The organism is Filimonas zeae (assembly GCF_014641615.1).
GTDB classification, from domain to species: domain Bacteria; phylum Bacteroidota; class Bacteroidia; order Chitinophagales; family Chitinophagaceae; genus Filimonas; species Filimonas zeae.
Window position 1 is genome coordinate 338,758 of sequence record NZ_BMIB01000002.1, and the last position, 24,158, is coordinate 362,915.

17 protein-coding genes are annotated in these 24,158 nt (G+C 46.4%); 3 read left to right on the forward strand and 14 right to left on the reverse strand.

Features of this window, described 5'->3' with window-relative positions; translation table 11 throughout:
- Positions 1-29: 29 nt before the first annotated feature.
- From IEY13_RS08180 to IEY13_RS08195, 4 genes are all read right to left on the reverse strand, one after another.
- Positions 30-1,781 (reverse strand): RagB/SusD family nutrient uptake outer membrane protein, encoded by a 1,752-nt coding sequence (locus IEY13_RS08180; RefSeq protein WP_188951497.1) that lies wholly within the window; start codon positions 1,779-1,781, stop codon positions 30-32.
- A 12-nt stretch (positions 1,782-1,793) separates the two neighbouring features.
- The gene (locus IEY13_RS08185) at positions 1,794-5,099 is read right to left on the reverse strand and encodes a SusC/RagA family TonB-linked outer membrane protein (RefSeq protein ID WP_188951498.1); all 3,306 of its coding nucleotides are present in this window, start codon (positions 5,097-5,099) and stop codon (positions 1,794-1,796) included.
- Between the two features lie 217 nt (positions 5,100-5,316).
- Positions 5,317-6,459 carry a FecR family protein gene (locus IEY13_RS08190; RefSeq protein ID WP_188951499.1) on the reverse strand — a complete coding sequence of 381 codons (1,143 nt, stop codon included), beginning with the start codon at positions 6,457-6,459 and terminating at the stop codon, positions 5,317-5,319.
- A gap of 336 nt (positions 6,460-6,795) precedes the next feature.
- Entirely contained in the window at positions 6,796-8,121 is a 1,326-nt protein-coding gene (locus IEY13_RS08195) for an O-acetylhomoserine aminocarboxypropyltransferase/cysteine synthase family protein (protein ID WP_188951500.1), read from the reverse strand.
- Positions 8,122-8,321: 200 nt separating this feature from the next.
- Between IEY13_RS08195 and IEY13_RS08200 the strand changes: the two genes are divergently transcribed.
- Positions 8,322-8,705 (forward strand): hypothetical protein, encoded by a 384-nt coding sequence (locus tag IEY13_RS08200; RefSeq protein WP_188951501.1) that lies wholly within the window; start codon positions 8,322-8,324, stop codon positions 8,703-8,705.
- Positions 8,706-8,767: 62 nt separating this feature from the next.
- Here the strand turns inward: IEY13_RS08200 and IEY13_RS08205 are convergent, their stop codons facing one another.
- The 5 genes from IEY13_RS08205 to IEY13_RS08225 all read right to left on the reverse strand — a co-directional run bounded on the left by IEY13_RS08205 (position 8,768) and on the right by IEY13_RS08225 (position 16,613).
- Positions 8,768-9,553 (reverse strand): peroxiredoxin family protein, encoded by a 786-nt coding sequence (locus IEY13_RS08205; protein WP_188951502.1) that lies wholly within the window; start codon positions 9,551-9,553, stop codon positions 8,768-8,770.
- 20 nt (positions 9,554-9,573) lie between these two features.
- Entirely contained in the window at positions 9,574-11,109 is a 1,536-nt protein-coding gene (locus tag IEY13_RS08210) for a RagB/SusD family nutrient uptake outer membrane protein (RefSeq protein WP_188951503.1), read from the reverse strand.
- 17 nt (positions 11,110-11,126) lie between these two features.
- Positions 11,127-14,588 carry a SusC/RagA family TonB-linked outer membrane protein gene (locus tag IEY13_RS08215; RefSeq protein ID WP_188951504.1) on the reverse strand — a complete coding sequence of 1,154 codons (3,462 nt, stop codon included), beginning with the start codon at positions 14,586-14,588 and terminating at the stop codon, positions 11,127-11,129.
- A gap of 173 nt (positions 14,589-14,761) precedes the next feature.
- Complete coding sequence (locus tag IEY13_RS08220) at positions 14,762-15,934, reverse strand: FecR family protein (RefSeq protein WP_188951505.1); 1,173 nt, start codon at positions 15,932-15,934, stop codon at positions 14,762-14,764.
- A gap of 73 nt (positions 15,935-16,007) precedes the next feature.
- Complete coding sequence (locus tag IEY13_RS08225) at positions 16,008-16,613, reverse strand: RNA polymerase sigma factor (protein WP_188951506.1); 606 nt, start codon at positions 16,611-16,613, stop codon at positions 16,008-16,010.
- A gap of 63 nt (positions 16,614-16,676) precedes the next feature.
- Between IEY13_RS08225 and IEY13_RS08230 the strand changes: the two genes are divergently transcribed.
- Positions 16,677-17,102, forward strand: coding sequence for a hypothetical protein (locus IEY13_RS08230; RefSeq protein ID WP_188951507.1), 426 nt, complete (start codon positions 16,677-16,679; stop codon positions 17,100-17,102).
- A 75-nt stretch (positions 17,103-17,177) separates the two neighbouring features.
- Here IEY13_RS08230 and IEY13_RS08235 read toward each other — a convergent pair whose 3' ends face one another.
- The 5 genes from IEY13_RS08235 to IEY13_RS08250 all read right to left on the reverse strand — a co-directional run bounded on the left by IEY13_RS08235 (position 17,178) and on the right by IEY13_RS08250 (position 23,128).
- Complete coding sequence (locus tag IEY13_RS08235) at positions 17,178-18,353, reverse strand: thioredoxin family protein (RefSeq protein WP_188951508.1); 1,176 nt, start codon at positions 18,351-18,353, stop codon at positions 17,178-17,180.
- An 88-nt stretch (positions 18,354-18,441) separates the two neighbouring features.
- Positions 18,442-19,761, reverse strand: coding sequence for a M56 family metallopeptidase (locus tag IEY13_RS08240; RefSeq protein WP_188951509.1), 1,320 nt, complete (start codon positions 19,759-19,761; stop codon positions 18,442-18,444).
- Positions 19,762-20,935: 1,174 nt separating this feature from the next.
- Entirely contained in the window at positions 20,936-21,064 is a 129-nt protein-coding gene (locus IEY13_RS30295; protein ID WP_262891966.1) for a hypothetical protein, read from the reverse strand.
- A 32-nt stretch (positions 21,065-21,096) separates the two neighbouring features.
- Positions 21,097-21,855: a LytR/AlgR family response regulator transcription factor gene (locus IEY13_RS08245; protein WP_188951510.1), complete on the reverse strand. Its 759-nt coding sequence runs from the start codon at positions 21,853-21,855 to the stop codon at positions 21,097-21,099.
- A complete protein-coding gene (locus IEY13_RS08250) occupies positions 21,830-23,128 on the reverse strand; it encodes a sensor histidine kinase (RefSeq protein ID WP_188951511.1) in 1,299 nt (432 codons plus the stop codon). Before IEY13_RS08250 ends, IEY13_RS08245 begins: the two co-directional genes overlap by 26 nt.
- Here IEY13_RS08250 and IEY13_RS08255 point away from each other — a divergent pair.
- Positions 23,112-24,158, forward strand: a complete 1,047-nt coding sequence (locus tag IEY13_RS08255) for a fatty acid desaturase family protein (protein WP_188951512.1) — start codon at positions 23,112-23,114, stop codon at positions 24,156-24,158. The genes IEY13_RS08250 and IEY13_RS08255 overlap by 17 nt on opposite strands.

Consider the following 24,158-nt stretch of genomic DNA (forward strand, 5'->3'; position numbering starts at 1 on the left):
GCTCATGCGGCCACCTTTTTGACCCGGATTTACCAGCCCGGGTTCTGTATCAGCTTACGGCCTCTGTCCATTTCAAACTGCGCCAGCGGAAACCAATAGTATGCTTCTTTCCATAAATGATTATCTGCTACCACGCGGCGGTAAAAATCATTGCCATCTTTGTTTACATCCATTCCATGCAGGTTGCCCATTACCGATGCCACGGTTTTCCATCTTCTCACATCAAACCAGCGGTGGCACTCATACGCCAGCTCCACACGCCGTTCCTGCCGTATTTTTTCAACAAGGGCAGCCCCTGTAACCGCCGGCAACCCCACACTGCCATATTCCGGTATGCCTGCGCGCTTGCGAATCAGGTTCAGGTATTTTAATGCTTCTGCATCATTACCACCATACTCAGCCAGGGCCTCGGCATAATTGAGATAAATTTCACCCAGGCGAACCAGCACATAAGGGCGGCTGTTGCTTTCGCCGTTTATACGGTTGGTTTCGGGAGATACATTTTTTACCACCAGGTAACCGGTATGAGAATAGTCTTCTCCCCCGTTCTTTTTACCATCCCTGCCTGAGTAGGTCATATTTACTGTAATAGAATCCTGTGTAATAGCCCCTCCTTTGTAACGCGCACCGTTATACAATACCGAAGCATAAAAACGGGGCTCCCGGTTTACATACATATTGTATACATTATTGGTAAACCCATCTTCGGTATATAACGATGATTCGGTTATCAGCTTACCATCTTTCATAAAATAGGCATCCACCATTTCCTGCACAGGCGAAACACCATTCCAGCCACCTGCCGAGCGTAACGAACAGTTATAATCCCAGTTCCACAGGCCGTTTGATTTGCGTACAAAAATGCACTCATCGTTCCATGGTGCCAGATGTATACCACGATACGATTTAACCGGATCACCCGAAGCATCTTCATACAGTTTATAAGTCTGCAGGTCAATTACTGCTTTGGCGGCGTCTATGGCCTTTTTCCATTTTTCTTTATCGTAGGTCTGCGCAATAAAAGGCTTTCCATCTATATTCTTAAACCCGGCAAAACCGGTATTGCCATTAAAAGCGGGGCTGGCCGCATACAGCAACAGGCGTGATTTTATGGCTAACGCTGCCCCTTTGGTAGCCCTGCCATAATCACGGTCAGCAACAGGTACTGTGGGCAGCACCGCTGCAGCCGCATCCAGCTCTGTACTGATATAATCTACACAATCGTCATAGGCACTCCGTGGCAATTGCAGGTCGGCTACAGCCGCATCAGCAGGCAACTCATTATCACCAATCAGCACCACAGGGCCATACTGGCGCAACAACATAAAGTAAAAATAAGCACGCAGAAAACGGGCTTCTGCTTTATACTGATCAATCAAACGCTGCCCTTCCAGTGCCAGTATTTCTTTGTTGCCATCAATATGGCTGATAAAATACGTGGCAGAGCGTATACCATTGTAATACGTTTGCCAGAAATAGAAATGCGAAGCGCCGGGGTTCCAGTTGCCAACGTTCACCTGATAAATAGTCCACTTGGCCCAGGCGATATTTACCTCATCCACATTACCCGTCCACGGGTTACCATTCCACTGATCACTTTCATCTCTTACATAATTGTATACATTCGCCAGATAGCTTTCAGAGGGGCCCTTCTTCTGAAACACTTCCTCAATGGTTTGCCTGTCGTTCGGCACCTGATCCAGAAACTTTTTACAGGAGCACAGCATTGCCGGAAACAGTATCACTATAGCAATAGAATATAAAATAGTATGCTTTCTCATAATCTGTTCAATTTAAAAACGGCAGTCAATGCCAAAACTAAATGTCTTTAACAGCGGGTATTGCGCGCCCTTGCCATCGCCCAGCTCCACATCCCACAGCTTAAAGCTGCTGAAAGTGGCTACGTTGTAGCCAATGGCATACAGGCGAAAATTGTTCATACCCAATTTGCGCAGCCAGGGCTTTTTAGAAAAGGTATAGCTGAGCTCCACATTCTGTATACGTAAAAACGCCCCGTTCTTTATCCACCAGTCACTGCTGGAATAATTGGAGTTGGAAGTAGAAGGATAAGTAAGTCTGGGATACCAGGGTCGCTTGTTATTGCCCTCCGGTGTCCAACGGTCGTTGATATTGCTGAACAGATTCCCCCTGGAACCTTCTTTCTGAAAAGGCTGCATGCCTTCTCCGTTCAGGAAGATATCTACATTGCTGATGCCTTTGAACCAGGCACCTGCCGACCAGCCTTTCCAGGAAAAAGAAGGACCAAAGCCGTATACGATTTCAGGAATAGAACCGGAACCGATAGGGCCATTATCGTAGTTATCAATTTTACCATCGCCGTTCAGGTCTTTATATTTTATATCACCGGGCTGTATGGTGCCGGTTTGGGTGGCACTGTTGGCTATATCTTCTTTCGATTCAAACAAACCCAGCGAGGTTAAGCCAAAACGCTGGCCCAGCCTGCGGCCTATCACCTGCTGCCAGGGGTAAGGCCACAGGGCGTTGGCATCCTGTTTTACAATAGCCCTGTTCCATACAAAATTGCCACGCATTTCAAAATTGAGGTTGCGCGCCAGTTGTTTGTTATAGGTTACCGTACCATCCACCCCTCTGTTACGCACGGCACCCAGGTTACCAAAAGGTGCATTTAAAATACCGGTGTAGTTAGGCAAATCGCCCCGCTGGCGGAATATGCCCGTGCGGTTTTCCATAAAAAAATCAACCGTGAGCGATAAAGCGCCCCGCAGGCTACGCAGTTCCATACCCAGGTTTACTTTAGCAGCACGCTCCCAGGTAACATCTACTGCATAATCACCTATATCCAAACCGCTGTAAGTATTGCCGGAGCTTCTGCCAAACGAATACCCATCCCGCTGTGTTACGGTAGAGATATAAGCAAAGCGGCGGCCCCCGATACTGCTGTTACCTACTATACCATAAGACCCGCGGAACTTAAGCAGCTGCACAGAAGATGCCAGCGGACGAAAGAATTCTTCATTAGACACTACCCAGCCCAAACCATAAGAAGGAAACAGGCCAAAACGCGATTCTTTACTAAAGGTTTCGGAACCATTATACCCCAGGTTTACCTCTGCCAGGTAGCGGCTTTTGTAGCCGTAAGTAGCCCTTGCGGCAATGCCCTGGTACCGGTTGGGAATGGCACTGATAAAATCAGCCGCAAAAGCATCGGTAGCATCACTCTGGTTATACAACACCATACCGGTTACCTCATGCGCACCATTACCAAAGCTACGGTTATAATTCACTGCCACTTCCTGGTAAAACTGCCGGCTGCCGCTGTTTGCGCGGTTATATCCCAGATAACTGGTACCTACCCGTGTTTGCTCAAACACCAGCTTGCCATCAGCATCGCGGTTGGTGGCAAACCAGGTATCTACCGTTTTGGTTCTCGATATCTGATGATAATTATAATTATCAAACGAGAACATGCCGTATACCGATAATCCTTTTACCAGGTTACCCATATCCTGCGTTACGCGTATGTTAGACCATAACTGGCTATGGGTGTTGTTGATATAGCCACTCTGCGTAAGCATATCGTACGGGTTTGCCTCTTCGCCACGTGCCTGTGGTATAAGCCCGTTGGAATATCTGACAGGAATAATGGTAGGTGGCATAATATAAGCAGCATTCCATATATCCTGCGCACCACGGCCGGGGTAGTTGGCATCAGAAATCCAGCCGGACGCACCAAAGTCCACCTTTGTATTGTTAAACAGTTTCAGGCTCAGGTTGCTGGTAAAATTATACCGCGTAAACCGGATGGCTGAGTTGTATTGTGCCAGTTCATCAGTTTTATACAAACCGGTTTCATTGTAATAACCCACAGACAGATAGTAAGTAGCTCTTTCAGAACCACCGCTGGCGTTAACGTTCGCCCTTCTGTTATACCCATGCTTGTTGAACATTTCCTTAATCCAGTTTACATTGGGATGCAAATCCGGATCAGTGCCTTCCGCAGTAGCTTTTATTTTTTCATCGCTATATAACTGCATGGCATTGGGGTTGCTGTTGCGGTATGCCTCATTGGCCGTTTTAAGATAGGTAACCCCATCTGCAAATTCCGGCACACGGGTAAACTGTGTAATACCCTGGTTCAGTTGCAGGTTTACCTGTGGCGTGCCGGCCTTGCCACGTTTTGTTTCAATAAGTATAACACCATTGGCCCCCCGCACACCATATACTGCCGTTGCCGAAGCATCTTTAAGAATGGTAAAGCTGGCAATATCTTCCGGGTCTATATTGTTGAAAGTACGCTGCACCCCATCTACCAGCACCAGCGGGCTGCTGCTGGTAAAAGTGGAGATACCCCTTATATAAATCTGTGATCCATCAAAACCCGGCTCACCGCTACGTTGCACGCCAATAACCCCTGCTACCCGGCCTGCGATAGCATTGGTGAGGTTAGCAGCAGGAATTTTTAAATCTTCTGTTCTGATAGAAGATTGCGCACCTATGAGGCTGATGCGTTTCTGACGGCCAAAGCCCACCACTGCCACATCTTTCATACTACCACTCTCGGCTTCCAGCACGGCATTCATTACCAGTTGCTCTTTAAACAGTACTGTATGCGGCAGGTATCCCACAAAGCTGAACTGGATAGAATCGCCAATATCGGCGCCTACCCTGTACCCGCCATCATCGCGGGTAGCTACAGCCTTACCGGTATTTTTATTTAACACCGTAGCGCCGGATAAAGGGGTACCCTGCTCATCAACCACCTTACCGCTAACGGTAAAACGCGGCGTATCTTTTGCCGGCATTGCCGCCTGAAATACTTCTGCCACCTTGCGCCGGATAACGATGTTACCGTTTTCCAGCTTATACTGTATGGGCTGGTTACGGGTGCATAGCTCCAGCACCATTTGTAAACTACCGCCTGTTACCTGAAAGGTAACGGGTGCCGTTTCTTTCATAAAAGCTTCCTTGTACAGAATGGATACGCCCGTTTGCCGGCTTAACTCCGGAAACACCTGTAACAGAGAAGCATTTTTTACCGATAAGGTAACCTTTTGTGAAAGGCCTCTGGCGCTTACCTGTAACAACCCGGTAAGCATCAAAAAAGCAATCATCTTCATAACCAGTAAAATTTTGGCTAATAGCTCTGCCCTACGCAGAGCTGCTGCATTAGTGGTAAAATGCATAGATTTGTTATGTTTTGGTGATCGGAAAGGATAATATCGCTGCGCTCAAACGGAGATATCATCCATGTTTAACACACTATTCAATTGCCGGAACTATACAACGGAGGTGTTTCCAGCACCTCCGTCTTTATTCCCGCGCATTGCATACTTATTAAGGCGATACCACTAACTTTTGTCCGTTAATGGTAAAATGCGGGCTTCCATAGGCGCCCAGCAGGTTCAATACATCTTTCAGGTTTCTGCTTCTGCTAATGCTTCCTCCATACAACTCAGCAGTTACCCCCGCTTCATTCACAATTTCAATATCATACCACCTGCCTATTTCACGCAAAATGGTATGTAAATCCACATCATTAAATACAAACAATCCTTCTTTCCACGCCAGTACATGATCTACATTCACCGTTTGTACCGCTATGGAATGCTGCCCGCGGTCAATCACCGCCTGCTGGCGGGGCTCTAACCTTCTTACTTTATTACCTTCTGTTACTTCCACACTTCCTTCTACCAGGGTGGTGCGGATGGCTTTTTCATCAGCGTAAGCCATCACATCAAAATGAGTACCCAGCACATGCACTTCCGCTCCACCGGTTTTTACTGTAAAAGGCTGGCGGGCATTGCCCGCCACCTCAAACCATGCCTGGCCTTCCAGTTCCACAACTCTTCCCCCCCCGGAAAAAGAGACGGGATACCGCAAACGGCTGGCAGCATTCAGCCATACCTCCGTACCATCCGGCAACTGCACACGAAAGCGCCCACCCCGCGGTGTTACCAGTGTATTAAAAGCTACGGTTCCCGGCTGGCCATCGGCCTGGTAAGCCACCCGTCCGCCAGCCAGCTTTATCACCCTTACCCCACTCTCATCGGCAAGGGCCCCGTCTGCCGCACTATCCAGCAGTATCTCCTGCCCGTTCGCCAATATCAGCGTAGCCTTATTGGTTCCCGGCAAACGGTCGTTTTTAACACCGGCCATCTGCTGCTTAGCAGGCGTAGTATTGAAATAAAAGTAACAGATGCCCGTTGCCATCAGCAACAGCACAGCCGCAGCACTTACTGCTACTGCCAGCCGCCGGTACACAGGCCTGGGCCGGATAGTTTGTGCGGCTATTTTCCGGAAAAGACGTTCCTCATGACTGGCATAACTTTCTGCAAAAGCAGCGGATACCTCTAAAGGCTGTTCATCATCCTGGTTAAGCCAGGCCGCCAGCGCTTCCGCCTCTTCCGGCGTAAGCGTACCTTCCAGCCTTTTACGGCTCAGTTCCTGATAATATTCCTGAGAGTTCGGTTGTTGCATGAGGCAGATTGCTTTCTATACAACAAGGTCAATTGAAAATGCATTATCCCTGAATGCGTCTGAAATATTTTTTGAAGTTGCTGAGAGAAAAATGGGAAGTGCGCAAGGACAACATGTAAGCAATTGAAAAACAATTGCCCTGGCTCAGGGAAAAGACTAAGATTATTAAGGAAAGATGGGAAGCATTGTGGGGAAGGTAATGGTTGCTTAAGAAAAAGTCTTAAGCACTGAGGGAAAATTCCTGGTTGCTTAAGGAAAAGTCCTAAGCAACGAGGAGAAAATCCTGGTTGCTTAGGAAAAAGTCCTCAGTGCTGAGGAAAAACTACTGGTTGCTTATCAGGCTACCAGATGGGTTGCAAAAACTTTTTCAAAGGCCTGTTCAAAATCGGCCTTAATATCTTCAACATGTTCTATACCAACACTTACTCTTACCTGGTTGGGTTTTACACCGGCTGCTACCTGCTCTTCAGCACTCAACTGCTCGTGTGTGGTAGAGGCAGGATGTATTACCAGTGTTTTCGCATCCCCTACGTTGGCCAGATGACTGGCCAGCTTCAGAGAATCTATCAGCTGACTGGCTTTTTCTTTGCCGCCCTTAATGCCAAAATTAAGAATGCCTCCAAACCCATGCTTCAGATATTTACGCGCAAGCGTATGATAGGTATTATCTGCCAGGCCAGGGTATTCCACAAATTCCACCTGTGGATGTTGTTGCAGCCAGGTAGCCAGCGTAAGTGCATTATCCACATGCCGCTGTACCCGCAGCGATAAAGTTTCCAGCCCCTGCAATAACAGGAAGGAATTAAATGGACTGAGCGCGGGCCCCAGATCACGCAAACCTTCCACCCGTGCTTTAATGGCAAAGGCAATGTTGGGCAATCCTAAAGGATTTCCCTCGCCAAACACCTCCCAGAATTTTAAGCCGTGATACCCTTCAGAAGGCTCGGTAAACTGTGGAAACTTACCATTGCCCCAGTTGTAGTTACCGCCATCTATAATAACGCCGCCAATGGTGGTGCCGTGTCCGCCAATCCATTTGGTGGCCGATTCCACTACCACATTAGCGCCATGTTCCAGCGGACGGAACAAATAACCTCCTGCACCAAAAGTATTATCCACTACCAGTGGCAAATCGTAATCCTTAGCCAGTTGGGCAAACTTTTCAAAATCAGGAATATTTAAACGGGGGTTGCCAATGGTTTCCAGATAAATAGCTTTGGTGTTTTTATCTATATGCTTTACAAAGCTTTCCGGATCATCACCCTCTGCAAACCGTGCTTCTATACCCAGGCGCTTAAAAGAGGTTTTAAACTGGTTATAGGTGCCACCATATAAATAAGAAGTGCTTACAAAGTTATCGCCCGCCTGTAAAATATTGGTAAGCGCCAGAAACTGCGCCGCCTGGCCCGAGCTGGTAGCCAATGCAGCTACGCCCCCTTCCAATGCTGCAATGCGCTGTTCAAACACATCGGTAGTAGGGTTCATAATACGGGTATAGATATTACCAAACTTACGCAACCCGAATAAATCGGCCGCATGTTCGGCATTATCAAACCCGTAAGAAGATGTCTGGTAAATAGGTACAGCCCTTGATTTGGTGGTAGGATCAATCTGTTGTCCTGCATGTAATTGCAGGGTTTCGAAGCGAAGTTGCTGGCTCATATGGAATGTGTTTTATGTACGCCGGATTGCGCGGCTATTATTTATCCTACAAAGTAAGTAGGGTAAATGGAATGCGCAAATATTTATTGCACCGTTTTTAACCCGCTTACCTGTAACGGGCGGGAAAACAGGTATTAAACAGAGATTCACTACGTCAAAACCACGTTTCCCCTATATATTTGCAAAAAAAAGTACCCCTCATGGTCAATCCCATTCTGGAAGTATGGCAGGAAAATGAAAACGGCACCTTCCATAAATGGCCCTTTTTTGAATTAGGTGTTCAAATGAAACCGGCTGCTGCATTAAAAGATGTATGTGCCGAGTTTGGTAGTTTATTGCTGGATAAAGAATCAGCAGGCAGGGTGTTAGCACGCCTGATTGACCGTGGTGCCAAAGCAGGCATTTCGGTAAGTGTGCAAACAGATGATACCCCCGCGGCTTTAGAAGGCATTTCCGACAGCCACCGGCTCAGATCTGCTATAACCACACTGGCGCAACACAAGCATGGTATCAGCACTACTACTGCTGCACCGGCCGGGCCTTACAGCAAATCGGCCTTACGCAGATTGTTTGGATTATCGTAAACTGCACAAAAAAGCCTGCAACCGGAGATACGATTGCAGGCCCTTAGCGCTAACTGAATCTGTTACGGTATAAATCTGTTCAACGCTTCCATCACCTGTTCGCCTCTCAGGTTTCTGGCAATGATTTTTCCTTCAGGATTTATCAGTACATTCTGCGGAATGGCCTGTATACTATACAGATCTGCTGCCGAATTGCTTTTGCTTTCAATTTCCGCTACCTGCATCCAGGCAAGCTTATCTTCCGCTACAGCCTGTAACCAGGCCTCTTTTGTAATATCCAGCGATATGCCCAGGATGGTAAAATTGCGGTTTTTAAACGTATCATATGCCTTTACCAGAAACGGGTTTTCTTTCCGGCAGGGCTTACACCAGCTGGCCCAGAAATCAACCAGCACATATTTACCACGAAAATCAGACAGCTTTACCTTCTTCCCTTCTGTACTGGTTTGCTCAAAATCGGGCGCTATGGCACCAACAGCCGTCTTTTCCAGTGTGGCAATCTGCTCTGTAACCTGTTTTCCTTTGGCGGAAGACTGCACCTGTGGCGCAAGTTTGGCAAACAGCCCTTTTATATAGCCTGCCTCTTTGGCTATGGGAAAAAAGCACTCTTTTATTACATCCAGACTAACCTCGCTGGTTGTATGGTTGCTTACGAAAGCTTCCATTATCTTTTCTTCGGCCAGTTGCCGGGTTTCTTCTGTACTGTCTTTGTAGGTGGCCCACAGCACTTTCTGCTCTGCTTTCCACTGTTTTAATACCAGTGAGTCTGCCTGTGCATACAGAGTGCCGGGCATGGCAAAAGCGGCTGCTACTGCCAGTTTTGGAAAAAGGGATACAAAACGCATCATATAAACCGTATTTTCTGTGATTAATTAAAAGGGCGGGTATCTAACGGAATACCCCATTCCGGGTTAAAACTGAGTACATTGTTGGCAATGGGCAGGGTAAACAAAGGCGAGTCTATAGTGCCTTCGTATTGCTCCGCTCCCAGTTCGTGTACAATTTTGGTTTTAGCCCAGGGCTTACCCGGCTCCAGACAAAACCTTTTTAAATCCATAAACCTTTTCAAATGCCCTACCGGCAGCTCGCGGCGGCGCTCTTCCAGTACCAGCCGTATCGCTTCATCTGCACTGGCAGGCAAAGCCAGATCGGGTGTTCCGGTAACATAACGGTAGCGCCTCAGCAGGTTAAGATCGGCCACAGCTTCACTGATGCGGTTGGTTCGGGCATACCCCTCTGCACGCATCAGTAGCAACTCAGGATAGGTAAAGCCTGCAGTCATCTGAAACTTAAGCGGTACAGTTGAGCCCGGCGTTAACACGCCCCGGTAATATTGTATTTTGTTTCCATCATCGTAACTAACACCGCCGGTAGTGGTTTTGTAACCGGGTGCCTGTAACAGGTAATATTTATAGCGCAAATCTGTATCCTTATCAAACAACGCAATAAATTCATCCGAAGGATAGGAAGCCGAAGCACGCCCTGCCGAATTATCCGGCGCACGGAAAAGCAGTATTTCCCGGCTGTTGGGCAGGTTCATTTTACTATCCGGGCTTATAATGCCACTGGTTAATTCATTGGCAGGGTTGGTATAATATAGGTCATTAAAATTATACAGTACTTTATCTGCCCCCTGGGCGGCCGAAGCTTTCCAGGCCATATCTGCATAATACACCACGCTATCATACTTACCGGTAAACAAATGGTAATAAGCCAGCATAGCCTGGGTAGCCGCTTTATTGGGGCGTGAAGGAAAATTGGTTACCTCAGGTGCATGGGGTAAAGCCGTATGTAAATCGGCCAGTACCTTGCGAAAAACCTCTTCGTGTGTGGATAATGGCGGAGCTGCCAGGCTTACATCACTACTGGTTACATAAGGGATGGTTTTGGCACTGTTATCGCCCCCCGGCCGGTATACAGGCCCGTACACCATGGTAGTATGAAAATAGCTCCAGGCCCGGCTGGTATAAGCCTGTGCCAGTACCGCCTGTGCATCTGCCGTGGCAGCGGCATCACCTAAACTATGTATACCGTCAATAACATTATTAAAGTATTTCATAGAGCGGTAAGTACCCCAATCCCAGAACGGCGCACTGATGGAGGGGTTGCGGTAAGGCGCGCGGAAAATATAGCCGTAGTAATTATCAATACTGGGCGAGTTACTGGCTTTATAATACACTTTGCCTATACCTTCTGACAAACTGATATTATCAGTCATATACGCCAGCATGGATTGGCTGTTGTTGTTTAAAAAAGGATATTGTACCACATCCGGGTTATCCAGCAGGTGAGCATACTCCGCTACAGAAGTGGGAATGAGCTTGCCTTTGGGTTTTACATCCAGAAATTTGTTACACGATGCAGCCAGTATAAACACTGGTAGTAACAGGTATGATATACGCATGACAGTGAGTATTAAAGTTAAAAATCAACCCGAAGGCCCAGATAAAATTCAGGCATAGGACGAAACGGCGTAAAACCCAGTTCGGCCTGTTGAGAACCAGGATTTTCCAGCTCCACCCCTTCCGGATCACGCTTACCACTGTTACGCGTAAGCATCAGCAGGTTACGGCCCTGTACAATCACACTGGCCTCTTTTATACCCGCCTGCTTTAACCAGCTTCTGTTGAAATGATACGTAACAGAAGCATCGCGCAGCTTCAGAAAAGCAGCATCTTCTGCAAACACATCAGACATCGGGAAATAAAACGAGTTCATGGAAAAAGCAGACAGCATAGGGTAAATGGTGTTGTTTTCATCACCGGGCTTACGCCATCTTTTAGCCACATCTTCATGGCTGATATTGCCGCCATCATACGCCCATTTACGCATTACATTGCCGGTTTTGGCAATAACCATAAAAGCTATATCCACGTTTTTGTAACGGAAAGTATTGGTTAAACCGTAGGTGAACTTAGGGCGTAAAGTACCACTGTATACTACATCATCTGCCAGTATATCGCCACCATCCACCTTCTGTCCTTTGCTGTTCAGGTAAACCGGGTTGCCATTTTCATCCAGCCCTGCATTGCGGTAGCTGAACAAGGCATTGGCCGCATACCCCTTTCTGTTTACAGAAGTCATAAAATCGCTGCCATACTGGTAGTTTACATTAAACTCCTGTACGGTATTGTTATTATACGCCATGGTACCAGAGAGCTTCCAGGTAAAATCTTTCCTGCGCAACACATCCCCTTCCAGCAACACTTCCAGTCCTTTATTATTAATACGGCCCACATTGCGTTGCAGCGAGGTATAGCCAATGGTAGGATCGATAAAATCGGGCGATAACAGGTCTTTGCTTTTACGCAGGTAATAATCTACCGACAGGTTAACGCGGGAGTTGGCAAAAGCCATATCCGCCCCCAGGTTGGTAGTTAATGTTTTCTCCCACCGCAGTGAATTGTTGGGTGGCGAAGTAATGCTATACGCAATATCACCGGTAAGGCTGTTAAAAGTACCCGGCGTTACGATAAGAAAAGGCCCCGCGTTCAACGAGATATTACCATTCAAACCATACGAGCCACGGAGGTAGAGTTTATTCATCCAGTTGATATGGAAGAACTTTTCGTTGGATAATTTATAGGTACCACCAGCAGACCATAACGGCTTGTACCGGTAATCGGGATTGGTGCCAAAGAAATTGGTAAGATCTAAACGCATACTACCGCTTACCAGAAAACGGCGGTCAAATTCATAAGAAGCATTGGCATACCAGGAGGTAAAACGATCATCCCGGTATCTGTAGCTGCCTATGTTAACCGGTGCCAGCGGATGCATACGCAGCATATCTGCGTTGTATAAACCGGCATTGTAGTCAGCATAGTTAAAGGTGGCAAAGGTACCAGCCTGGTCGTTATAGCCAAAACGGGTGGGGTATGTGTTGTCATCATTTACATAGCGCGACAACTCGGCACCTGCTATAGCTATAATGCTATGCTTACCGTATGTACGGTTAAAATTCACCTGCGTACGGAGTGTATATGCCTGGTTTACTGAACGGGATTCCTGTATCATATCCCCATCCGGAATGTAGTGCTTTGAAGGGTTAGTAGCAGACGTAGCATCATTAAAAGCCATACGCATCTGGTAAGATTGCTGACTGTAAACCGACCTGCTGAAACCGTTCCCTCTTATCCAGGTACCACCTGCTTCTACGTTCAGTCCATTTACAATCTGCACGTTTATACTGCCACCCAGCCGCAGTTGCAGGTTTTGGTTGCGGGTCATTTCCTGCCCCAGATCGTTAAGGGGATTATACTGCATGGGCTTTAAACCGGCAATAGCACCGTAACGGGATATTTTCAGCGGGTTGGTTGCAAATATATCCTGATGCTGTCCGGTAGCCGGGTCCACCACCAGATCGTACGGATGCAGCAGCAGGTTGGAATAATACTCCAGCATACTGGTAACCGAACGTGCCGGTTCCGCACTGGTAGTGTAATTAATATTTGACAACAGGCGTACGGTTACCCCTTTAACAGGCTTCCAGTCGTTACGGATATCAAATATCACCCGGTTATCATGGGTATATAACGTATTGCCCCGGTTGCTGATGAACTTTGCACTGGCAGCTACCTGACTTTTATCAGACCCGCCCGAAATACTGATATTGTGCTGCTGGCTTAACTGATTACGGAAAAGATGTTTCTCCAGTTGTCCTAATCCATCATTGCTCTTCAGCTTTGCTATTTCTGCATCCACATCCGCTTCCGGAATCCATCCCTGTGAGCGGGCCAGCATCAGGTAATTCACTCTTGATAAATAACCGTAAGCATGATAACGCGTAAGGTAGCTATTGGCATCCTGCTCATATAACTCCATTTCCGCATCTACATAATCGGCAGCACTGGCTCTGGCCAGATAGTTCAGATCGGGCTTCAGCACCATACCACCTGTTGCGCGGTAACCGATATTCAATTCGCCCTTTCTACCTTGTTTGGTAGTTACTACAATTACACCATTGGAAGAGCGTGTACCATAAATAGAAGCGGCTACCGCATCCTTTAACACGGTTACAGACTGCACCGCATCTATGTTAATACTTTCCAGCCCACCCGTAATAGGATAACCATCCACAATAATCAGGGGTGATCTGTCACCCGAATTAAAGGTAGATACGCCGCGCATTTCAATACTTCCGTCTTTAGACAGTACCAGCCCTGCTACCTGCCCTTCCAACGCCGCCCTTAAATCGGGCCTCAGCTTGTTTTCAATTTTTCCGGTGCCCAGTATAGCATAGGAGCCCGTAGCCCTTTCACGCGGAATGCTCTGGTAGCCAGTGTTTACACTAACAGCCACTTCTTCTATAGCAGTAACCTGCTGCGCCAATGCTATTACAACGTTACGTGTGCCGGTTAAGGTATGCTCCGTACTGGTATAGCCTATATAACTCACCACCAGTACCTCACCTATATTGGCTTCTATAGTAAAGTAGCCCTGCTCATCAGAAACCGCAGACGCATTACGCCCTTTTACACGAATAGCAGCGCCTGCCAGCACTTTACCCGCTGCATCTACCACAGCCCCTTTTATAAGTACGGGTGGCGGTGGTGCCTGAAATACCGCAGCAGACATATCGGCCTGCGCCTGTTTGCGATACAGCACAATGTCTTTACCATCAATATGAAAACCTATCTGCTGGTTCTCCAGCACCAGATTCAGTAATTCATCTACCGGCATGTTACGTACGGCCACTGTTACCGGCTTTACCGCTTTCAGCAAAGCCATATTACCCGATACCGAATAACCCGCCTGTGCCTCAATAGCAGCAAACACCTTTTGCAGGGGCATGTTTTTACCCTGCAGGGTTACGGTTTGCGATGCTGTTGTGGCAGATACATGTAAGCAGCATACCAACAAAAGAAAAGAAATCATTTTCATCACCATAAGCAGTTTTTTGGAAGGCAGCCAACCGGACATAAACCGGCCGCTGCAAAAAGCAGCTTTTTGCATAAATTGCATTAGTTTGGTTTAAATAAATTGTGTGTCAAAAACGATTTGGAAGAGCCAACTGCCTTCCGTTGTGGTCTCGACCCCACAACGGATTTTTGTTTTTATGCTCCCGGTAATACAATCAGTGTATTACCTTGTCTTTTAAATTTCACTTCATAATCTTCAAGCGCTTTTAAAAAGTTATTAAGGGTTTTGTTTCTGCTTATTTTTCCAAAAAGCCGGATATCGGGCGGCTGCTGCGCATACACCACACGTATATCATACCACCGCTCCAACTGCCGCATCAATTCTTTTATATCTACGCCATCCAGATTAAACACTCCATTTTTCCAGGCCATTACACGGGCAGTATCGGCCTGCATTTTACTACCGGGCCGCTGCTGTACCGCCACCTGTTCACCGGGCCGCAGTATTAACGGCGCAGGTGCATCCGGTAAAGTCTGCATCAGTTTTATGCTACCCTGCAGCAGTGTAGCCACCAATGCAGGCTCATTATCGTAGCTGTTGATATTAAAGCGGGTACCCAGCACCTGTAAGGCTGTATGGCGGCCGGCATCTACCATAAAAGGCATATCAGCCCGTGCAGCCACTTCAAAATAAGCTTCGCCGGTAACGGTTACACGCCTTTCCTTTCCCGCAAAAACAACCGGGTATTTAATAGAGCTTTCTGCGTTCAGCCACACCTTTGTTCCATCCGGCAGCACTATACGAAACTGGCCGCCACGCGGTGTGGTTAACAGGTTAGTACCGGTAGCTGCTTTTCCTTCCTGTACATCATATTGTAAACTACCCGCCTGCTGGCGAATGGCCACTGCCCCCTGCTGTATCACCTGGTTACCGGCGCTATCCAGCGCCACCACCGTACCGTCTGCCAGTGTAAGCAACGCCTTGTTGGCACCCGGCTGTATATCATTGTTATCTGCCACCGGCGGTTGCCCGCCCTGCTCCTCTTTGCCATCGTATACCAGCCACACACCTGCCGCCGCCAGTAGCAATACGGCCGCTGCCAGCCAGGGCGCCCACCTGCGCAACGCAATACGTTTACCACCCGCCCCCCCGCCGGTAATGCTGCGTAATATAACCGCCGCACGGGCAGGGTTCAACTCCCCCTCAGCATCTGTCTGCTCCAGCTGTTGCTGTATCAGTTGCTGCAGCGCATCAGCATACTGCTGCTGCTTTACCAGTTGCAGGTATTCATGCCGCTCCTCAGCGGTACAGGTAGCATTGGTGTACAAATGAAATAATGTGTGCAAACGCGCGCTATCGGGGTCCATAATACAGGCTTATACTATACAGACGCACGGAAAAGCCAACAGGTGGAGTGAAGCGGAAACTTTTTTTCAGGCATTAATTCCAGAACTGCGCCCCGGCCATGATTACCACCGGCAGTGTTACCGGCACACCACTATCGGCCAATTGCTGCCTGATGGTACGCAACGCTTCCATCATGTGCGATTTTACGGTGGAAGGCGCAATCTGTAAGCGCGTAGCAATTTCAGCGTAGCTTAAATGCGCTTCCCGGCTTAGCAGATATACCCGTTGCTGTTGCGGTGGCAGTGCCGATACTATCCGGTGCAGCCGGTTCTGCAGTTCACGAAAATTTACCTGCTGCAATACCGGGGAGGTGGAATCTGCATCCTGCTGAAGCACCTCCTGCAGAAAATCGTACTCGTAAGCCACCTTACGCAGGCCACTGTAAATATGATTCCGGGTAATGGTATACAACCAGGAAGTGAAATTCTGCACCTCAGGCAGCTGCTGCCGGTGCGACCATACTTTCAAAAAAACCTCCTGTACCACATCCTCCCCCACGGCAGGCACGCCTGTAATAGCCGCCGCAACAGCGTATAGCTTATTGCGGTAATGATGAAAAAGCTGCTCAAAAGCTGTCTCATCTCCCGATGCTACCCGGTGCAGCACGTCATATTCATTATGTAACGGTATAATATTCAATGGGGGAAACGGCCGTTTTGGCAAATAAAGGTAAAATTTCCATTGATTGCTTAATTTAGGAGTATGACAATGACAACCCGACACATAGCATGCGCCTTTTTACTTGCCGCAGCCACCTTTACTGCCTGTAGCAAAGATGACAATAACGATACCACACCACCCTCAAATGAGGTTACCCTTGTGGCTAAATGGAATCAGGTTTCCGAAAAACACATTGAAAGAAATACGCTGAAGGAATACGTTGTATATTTTGGCCCCGGAGATTACTGGGAATTTACAAAAGACTCTATTTTTGCCAATGTACGGGGAATTTCTACCAGGCTCCGTTATAAGAAACTGGCAGATGACTCCACACTGTTGTATTACCTGTCTGCCAGCAGCATCCCTACCGACACTTTTTTTATACGCACGCTTACCTCCAATGCACTGGTACTAAGAGGAAGGGCAGATCAGGCAAACAATATCGGTATTCTTACATTTAAACGGTGATACTAAAGCAATAAGATCAGGCATCACCAATATCAAGCCCTTCCAGGTTCATGGCTACCGGCCATTTGGCTTTTGTCAAAAATTTTCAGCTAACCACTTTTCACCCTCTGATGTATTGATGTTGTTTTTTTTACCAACCTCTATCGCTTTTTTCATCATTGCTGAAGACCCGGTTTTGCGGCCGGCTTTATACAGCAACCGGGCATACAATTCCAGGTTATCATAATCAGAACTGCTTTCTGAAATATTTTGCATCCATGAAATCAGCTTGTTAAGCACCGCTTCATTTTCACATTTACTTACGGCATTCCGGCAAAAACGAACAATATCTTCCGAAGTGGCACGCTCCTGCTTTTTCAATGTATCCAGCCTGTTATAAGCCATATCCCATTTACCCTCTGCCTGCAACATCCGCAGCTCTGCCATATCTGTATACCGCTGATTGCCTGAGGTATTCAGATATAGTTTTGCCAGTTGAATGGCAGAATCAAACCCCGGACGATTTAGTGCAGAAAGTGCACTATTCACTTTACCAACAACAATCATAGACGTAGCAAACAGCACATCTGTTTCGCCGTACAAATGCAGAAACTCTGCCCGGTGCTGTAGAAAGTAATCGTTCCACTTATTATTGCCACCCCCAAAATAGCAGAATATTTTAAAAGGTATTTCCTGTTGCAGATGGGTAAGTGTATCCCAGTATTTACCAGCCTGCTTTTCTGCCTCCCTTACCTGTACACGGTTTATGTAATGGGAATAAAACGCGGGATATGCCAGCTGCGTGGATGCCTCAACACCTGGTATATAGTAGCCAGCACTGTCCATGCTCTTTGCCTTATTCAGAAAAGCGATATAGTTAACTACCAGCGCTTCTTCCGGCCCTCCTGTTCCGTATTGTTGATATACAACGCGCTGTTGCGTGTTCAATACCACCGCCGAGGGATACATACCTATGTGATGCTTCTGTGTAAGCTTATACACACTGTCTTTCTCAGCATTGTACCTCAGTACAACATAGTTACCGGCAATGGTATTACTTACGGCTGTATCGCGGAACACCATTTTATCCAGCAATTTACAGGGGCCACACCAGGTGGTATAAAAATCAATCAGCAGTAACTTTTGTTGTTGATTCGCCAGCTGCTGCGCCTGCTCATAATCCTGTTCAATAATCGTTAAAGACTGTGCGTCTGTTTTTGACAGAAGCATTAAATGTATAAGCAGGAACAGTGTTAAGCAGTTTTTTTTCATTTCGCTTGTTTTAAGTAAGTTTTGGCAATGCGCCGCCCTTCCGCTGTTGCAGACGTAAAAGCGGTTGCAATAAATGACAGTATTTTTATTAAAGTTTAACCTGCATCATATCACTACCTTGTACAGGCTGTTGGTTTGAAGATGGAAATATGGGTTTTGCTTTTTCTAAATGCGTTTTAAACTCAAGTACCGCTGCGGCAAAGGCATTGTTGTAATACTGCCACTGCTGCGGCGGAATAACCTGCCCATTAATAGTAAGATGCGTAATACGGCTTTTGGCAACACCAATAACATAATGTGCGTTTTTGTAAGTAGTATTAAACTCTCCTGTAAGTGTGGCCAGCATAGCACTGTCCATTGTAACAGGCACTTCAGTTACCATAGCAGCTTTTGCATTGCGCACAGGCTGCTTACCGGTACTGATATATACACCTGCAAACAACAAAACAGCAACTATACCTGTATACAACCATACCATAGCCGGTGTTGACTTAACAGCTGTACTACCGGCCAGTATTCTTGTTACACGCCGGTATAACTGACCTGACTGGCCACGCAAGCCCATTGCCGCATCCGGCGCCTTCAATGACAGGGAACTGAAATAAATCAATGCCTGTAAATAAGGTTGGTTATCATGGGTACCAATCAGCGCAGCATCATCACAACAGAACTCTCTTTTTTCTCTAAGCCGTCTGCTCAACCATAGCAGCCCCGGGTTAAAGAAAAAAACAGCCTCCGCAACCAGTTGAAAAAGATTCACCAGATAATCATTTCTGCGTATATGCGCCAGCTCATGGCGCAATACCATTTCTACCTGCTCAGGTGGTAAAGTACACAACATGCCCAGCGGTATTAAAACGACGGGTTTCCAGAAACCGAAAGAAACAGGCACCTTCATTACTCCGGATTCCAGCAACCTTACTGTTTTAGTAATCCCCATCTGCTGCGCCAGTCTGGCAAAGCATTCATTCCATTCCTCAGACACACCAAACACATCTTGTTTGCACAAGCGATGTACATACAGATATCCCCCCAGGCCTTTTATCAGCCGATAACAGCAAAATGGAAACCAGCAGCATACCAGTAACGGTGCATAAGTTGAAATAAGGCTTGTGAAAGTATGTTGCGCAACAGCCCTGCCTATGTTTGAACCTGGCAAAACACCTGCTGCCGCTATCCCGTTATAAGTCGCCTGCCCCGCATACACAACAAAAGTGCAGACGCAGGCTATAATAAAAGCAATAAATGCCAGTAGCAGCACCCGGTAATGAAACGCAGCCCGTTGCCCTGTGAGTGATATTATTAACGCAGCCAGCAAAGCCAGTATGCTACACTGCCAAAGAGAATGAACCAGCATCCATCCCAATGCCTGTAGCCATGTATGTAATATGTCAACGGCAGGCATCATGCGCTAAAGTAAGGTGTATTGTATAGCAGTTTCATCTCCGGATAAAGGTATGTGTAAAAAACGTACGTTTGTCAACATAGCATATAATTTATTTTCACCACGCCTGAAAACCATGCCTGACTGTTACCCGTTAAGCTAACCGGCGAAACCTTGTTGATGCACCCGTTCATGGTTCGTACAGGGCGCATGAATAGTTATATACAAGGGCATTTTATTAACGCCAGGCAGGTAAAATCTGATATACCTGAGCAACTGATTGCTACCAGGCTGCAACAACTTGATGTGCAGGAGCAATTTTTTGACACCAGGTCGTCCGTAACCAGGTGCATGAGCAACTTATTGGCACCAGGTACATGCACAACCCTATGCATGGGCCGCCCATTGATGCCACTTTAGCCCGCAAACATATGCATGGGCAATCCATTGGTGCCACCTTAGGCCGCAACCATGTGCATGGGCAACCCGTTGACACCACGGAGCGCCACCATCATATGCATATATTATTCATTGGGGCCGGAAGGATATATTTATATGCATGAGTAATTCGTTGACACCAGGCCCGGCCGTAACCACGTATATGAGCAACTTATTGGCACCAGGTACATGCACAAACATGTGCATGTACTGCCCATTGATAGCACTTTAGCCCGCAAACATATGTCTGGGCAATTGATTGGTGCCACTTTGGTCCGCAATCATATACATGAGCAACTCATTGGCACCAGGTTATAGTGAAACTATGCGCATGCGTGAACCGCTGGCGCCAGGTTAAGCCACCACCATGTGCATGCGCAGTTCATGAACGCCAAAATTTACCACAACCATGCGCATACACAACTAGTTAGCACAAACTAAGCCCCCGAACTGGTGAAACAGTAATTTATCAGTACCCGGTAATAACACAGGCGCATAAAGGCCTGATATACGAACATTCTTTAACTTATCACCGGTATGCAACCAGCCATATGAGCATGTGGTAAACCAGACTTTATATAACGTAGTAAGAAATTAGCATCAGTAAATACAGCAGGCAGTAGAAACAAAACTATTCGCCTGCCAACGGAGTACTTATTGAGTATCGGAAAAGAATGATATGGCTTGCCGGCTACTCCTTTCTGATGAAAATACGCCCTAAAGCCCCTTCAAACCCGGCATAAGTTGATTGATAATCCGTTCACACACTTACTATCTCGCCGTTTCTGCTAACCTCTTCTATGCTATCGGCCTTTGTTATCTGGTCTTTGCTAAATTCTATAATAATTCGTCTGGCATCACTATCAGGCCCTTTCAGTGAAACCTGCATTCTCCAATGATTGGTGTTTGTATTTCTACCATCTAACCTTCCAGCCATCTCAGGAAATCAGAGGAATTTGCCTTACTGATAACAATGGTTTCAGGAGTTTCCATAACAAGCCTGGCAACAAGCTTTCTGGAAAAGAATCTATCTATGCTTGCAATGGCAAGCCTGTTGATAATAAATTGACGGTTGGCTCTGTAAAATGACTCAGGGTTAAGCATTCGCTCTAATTCATCGAGGGTAGACGTTATGTAATACTGCTGACCTTTAAGGGTCACAACTTTAATCACCGCATTTTCCAGATACAGATAAGCTATATCATTTACCGGAAGGGGAATAATCTTTTCACGTAGCTCTACCAGTAATGACTTTTTATAGGTATATTTTAAATCCCTGCTTAACTTCTCAATAGACTGTATTGCAGCAGCTGGTTCAAAAGCAAACCTCAGCCGTTTAAATTTTTCCATTGCTTTGGCTATCGCAACTTCTGTGACAGGTTTTAACAGATAACTGACCGCATTCGTTTCAAAAGCTTCAGGCATGTATTCATCATACGCAGTACAAAAAATGATCGGGCTGTTTACAGGAACTTCCTTATAAATTTCGAAGCACATTCCATCTGCCAGTTGAATATCAGAAAAGATCAGTTCAGGCGAACTATTTCGTTTTAAAAACGCAATGCCTGCTTCTACAGAATCAAGAATGGCAAGCACTTCATTTGATTTGTCCTGCTCAAGCAAAATCCTTTCCAGCTCTTTTGCGGCATTTATTTCATCTTCTATGATCAGAATCTTCATGGTTTATAATTGGCAACTTAACAGTAAAACCGGCTGTTGTTTTTTCTATGGTGATGTTTCTGGCAAACAAAAGCTGGTAACGGGTCATCAGATTGTGTAAGCCAACTCCCGTTGACAAGTATGAGGCTTTTTTGGGATTCAAACTATTGCTGATCACAAGATGAGCCCCATCATTGTATAGCACAATCCGCAAAGGATTGCTGACTGAAGCAACATTGTGCTTTATGGCATTTTCCAGCAACAGCTGTAGTGTAAGTGGCGGTATTTTTGCCTGCATCCATCTTTCATCCACGTTGATATCAATTACAATGGCGCTGCCCATCCGTGTTCTGATTATGTGCAGATAGGATTTGATGAAACTTAACTCACTCTCCAACGGAACGAGGCTCAATTTGTTGTGAATGAGCATATACCTGTAAACGGAGGCGATTTCAGAGACATACTCCTTGACTTGCCTATCCTGGGTAATCGCACTTAAAGTATTAAGGGTATTGAACAGAAAATGAGGACTCATCTGCTCCTTCAGGTTAGACAGGTTAGCCTCCAATTGTGCCCGTTCAAGCTTCTCTATTTCCAGGTTACGCCGCTGGCTTTCACTGAGTACATGCAAATACAAAACGATAAAGAACTGCAGCGCACTAATGAGTAAAGCTCTGGAAACGATCAGGAACAAGTTCAGATCTTCTCTGGCAATGCTGAATGAAGGGTTCTTTACCAACCTGCTGAAAACAATATCGATCAGCGCCGAAATAAGACAGACGGCTACGGCAACCAAAATTATCTTCATCAGATAACCCATGTATCGCCATCGATTCGGAATCAGAAATCTCCTGTTTAACCAAAGATGTAGAAGAAAAGAAAGTATACCGGCAGTGAAAGTATATCTGAATGTGCGGGCAGCCAGAAAAAGTCCTCCGGAATGAACGTCATTACCTGTCATTCTTATAGGAACCACCGCAAGGCCAATTCCAAGTGAGATGATAATTCCAGGGATCCAATAATGCCTCGACATGCGCCAAAGATAGCCATTCCCCTTTGTTGCCTTACAGACTAACATGAGGAAGCAGGCAGTTTTGTATATAAGGCGGACCAAACAACCTGTTAAATTTCTTTGGGTACAACATCCCATATCTGCCGCTTGTACCCTGCCCGCTTTAACGGGTAATTTGCCCGTTTCACTTTGGTTTCCTACATCAATCGTAATTATTGAGGCTTCATTTGCACTATTATTAAAACCACCGGAAAAAAGAAGAGTTATGAGACCTGCCCCCATTATTTTGACTGACCCTGTTTTCAGACCGCGCAACTATAACCGCCTGGACCATTTCTTTTTACGCCTTATCCGGGATGAAAGGGACCTACCGTTCATTTATTTTACTATTGTTATTGTGATGGTAATGGTACCCTATGCCTTCTTATTGTTCAGCAATCTTTTGAAAGGATGGTACTGGACCGGAGCAGCAATCAGCTATATGTTCATGATTGCAGCTTTCTTTATCGGGCGCTTTTCACTGATGTTCCATAGCACAGCACATCGTACGCTGTTTAAGAAAAAGTATGATTACCTGAACTATATCCTTCCTTATGTGATCGCACCCTTCTTTGGACACATGGCCGATACCTACTATGCACACCATATTGGAATGCACCATGCTGAAAATAACCTCGAAGAGGACGAAAGTTCCACCATGTTCTACCAACGCGATTCCCTGAAAGATTTCCTGTTGTACCTGATGAGGTTTATGCTTACCGGCATATATGATCTGGCGGCATATTTCAAGAGAAAGAACAGGAGGAAATTAATGTATAGCGCCATACGGGGTGAAGTGCTTTTTATCAGTGTAACACTGCTGTTGTGCATTTTTAATCTAAAGGCCACGTTGTGTGTATTAATCTTTCCCTATTTCTTTTATCGCCTGATAGCCATGCTGGGCAACTGGGGTCAGCATGCATTTATTGATCAGGCAGATCCGGGTAATTGCTACAAGAATAGCATGAATTGCATCAACAGCAGGTATAACTGGATATGCTGGAATGATGGCTATCATATTTCCCATCATTTAAAACCAACGATGCACTGGACAGAACACCCCGTAAATTTCCTAAAGACCATCGACCATTATGGGGATAATAACGCCGTGGTCTTTAGCAGGATAGATATCATCATGGTCTCCCTGTTATTGCTTGCGGGGCGATACGATGTGTTGGCTAAAAACTTTGTGAACATCGGCAACCGCTTTGACTCAGAAGAGGCTGTAATCGCGTTCCTGAAAGCAAGGACGGCAAGGTTCACAAAAAGATGA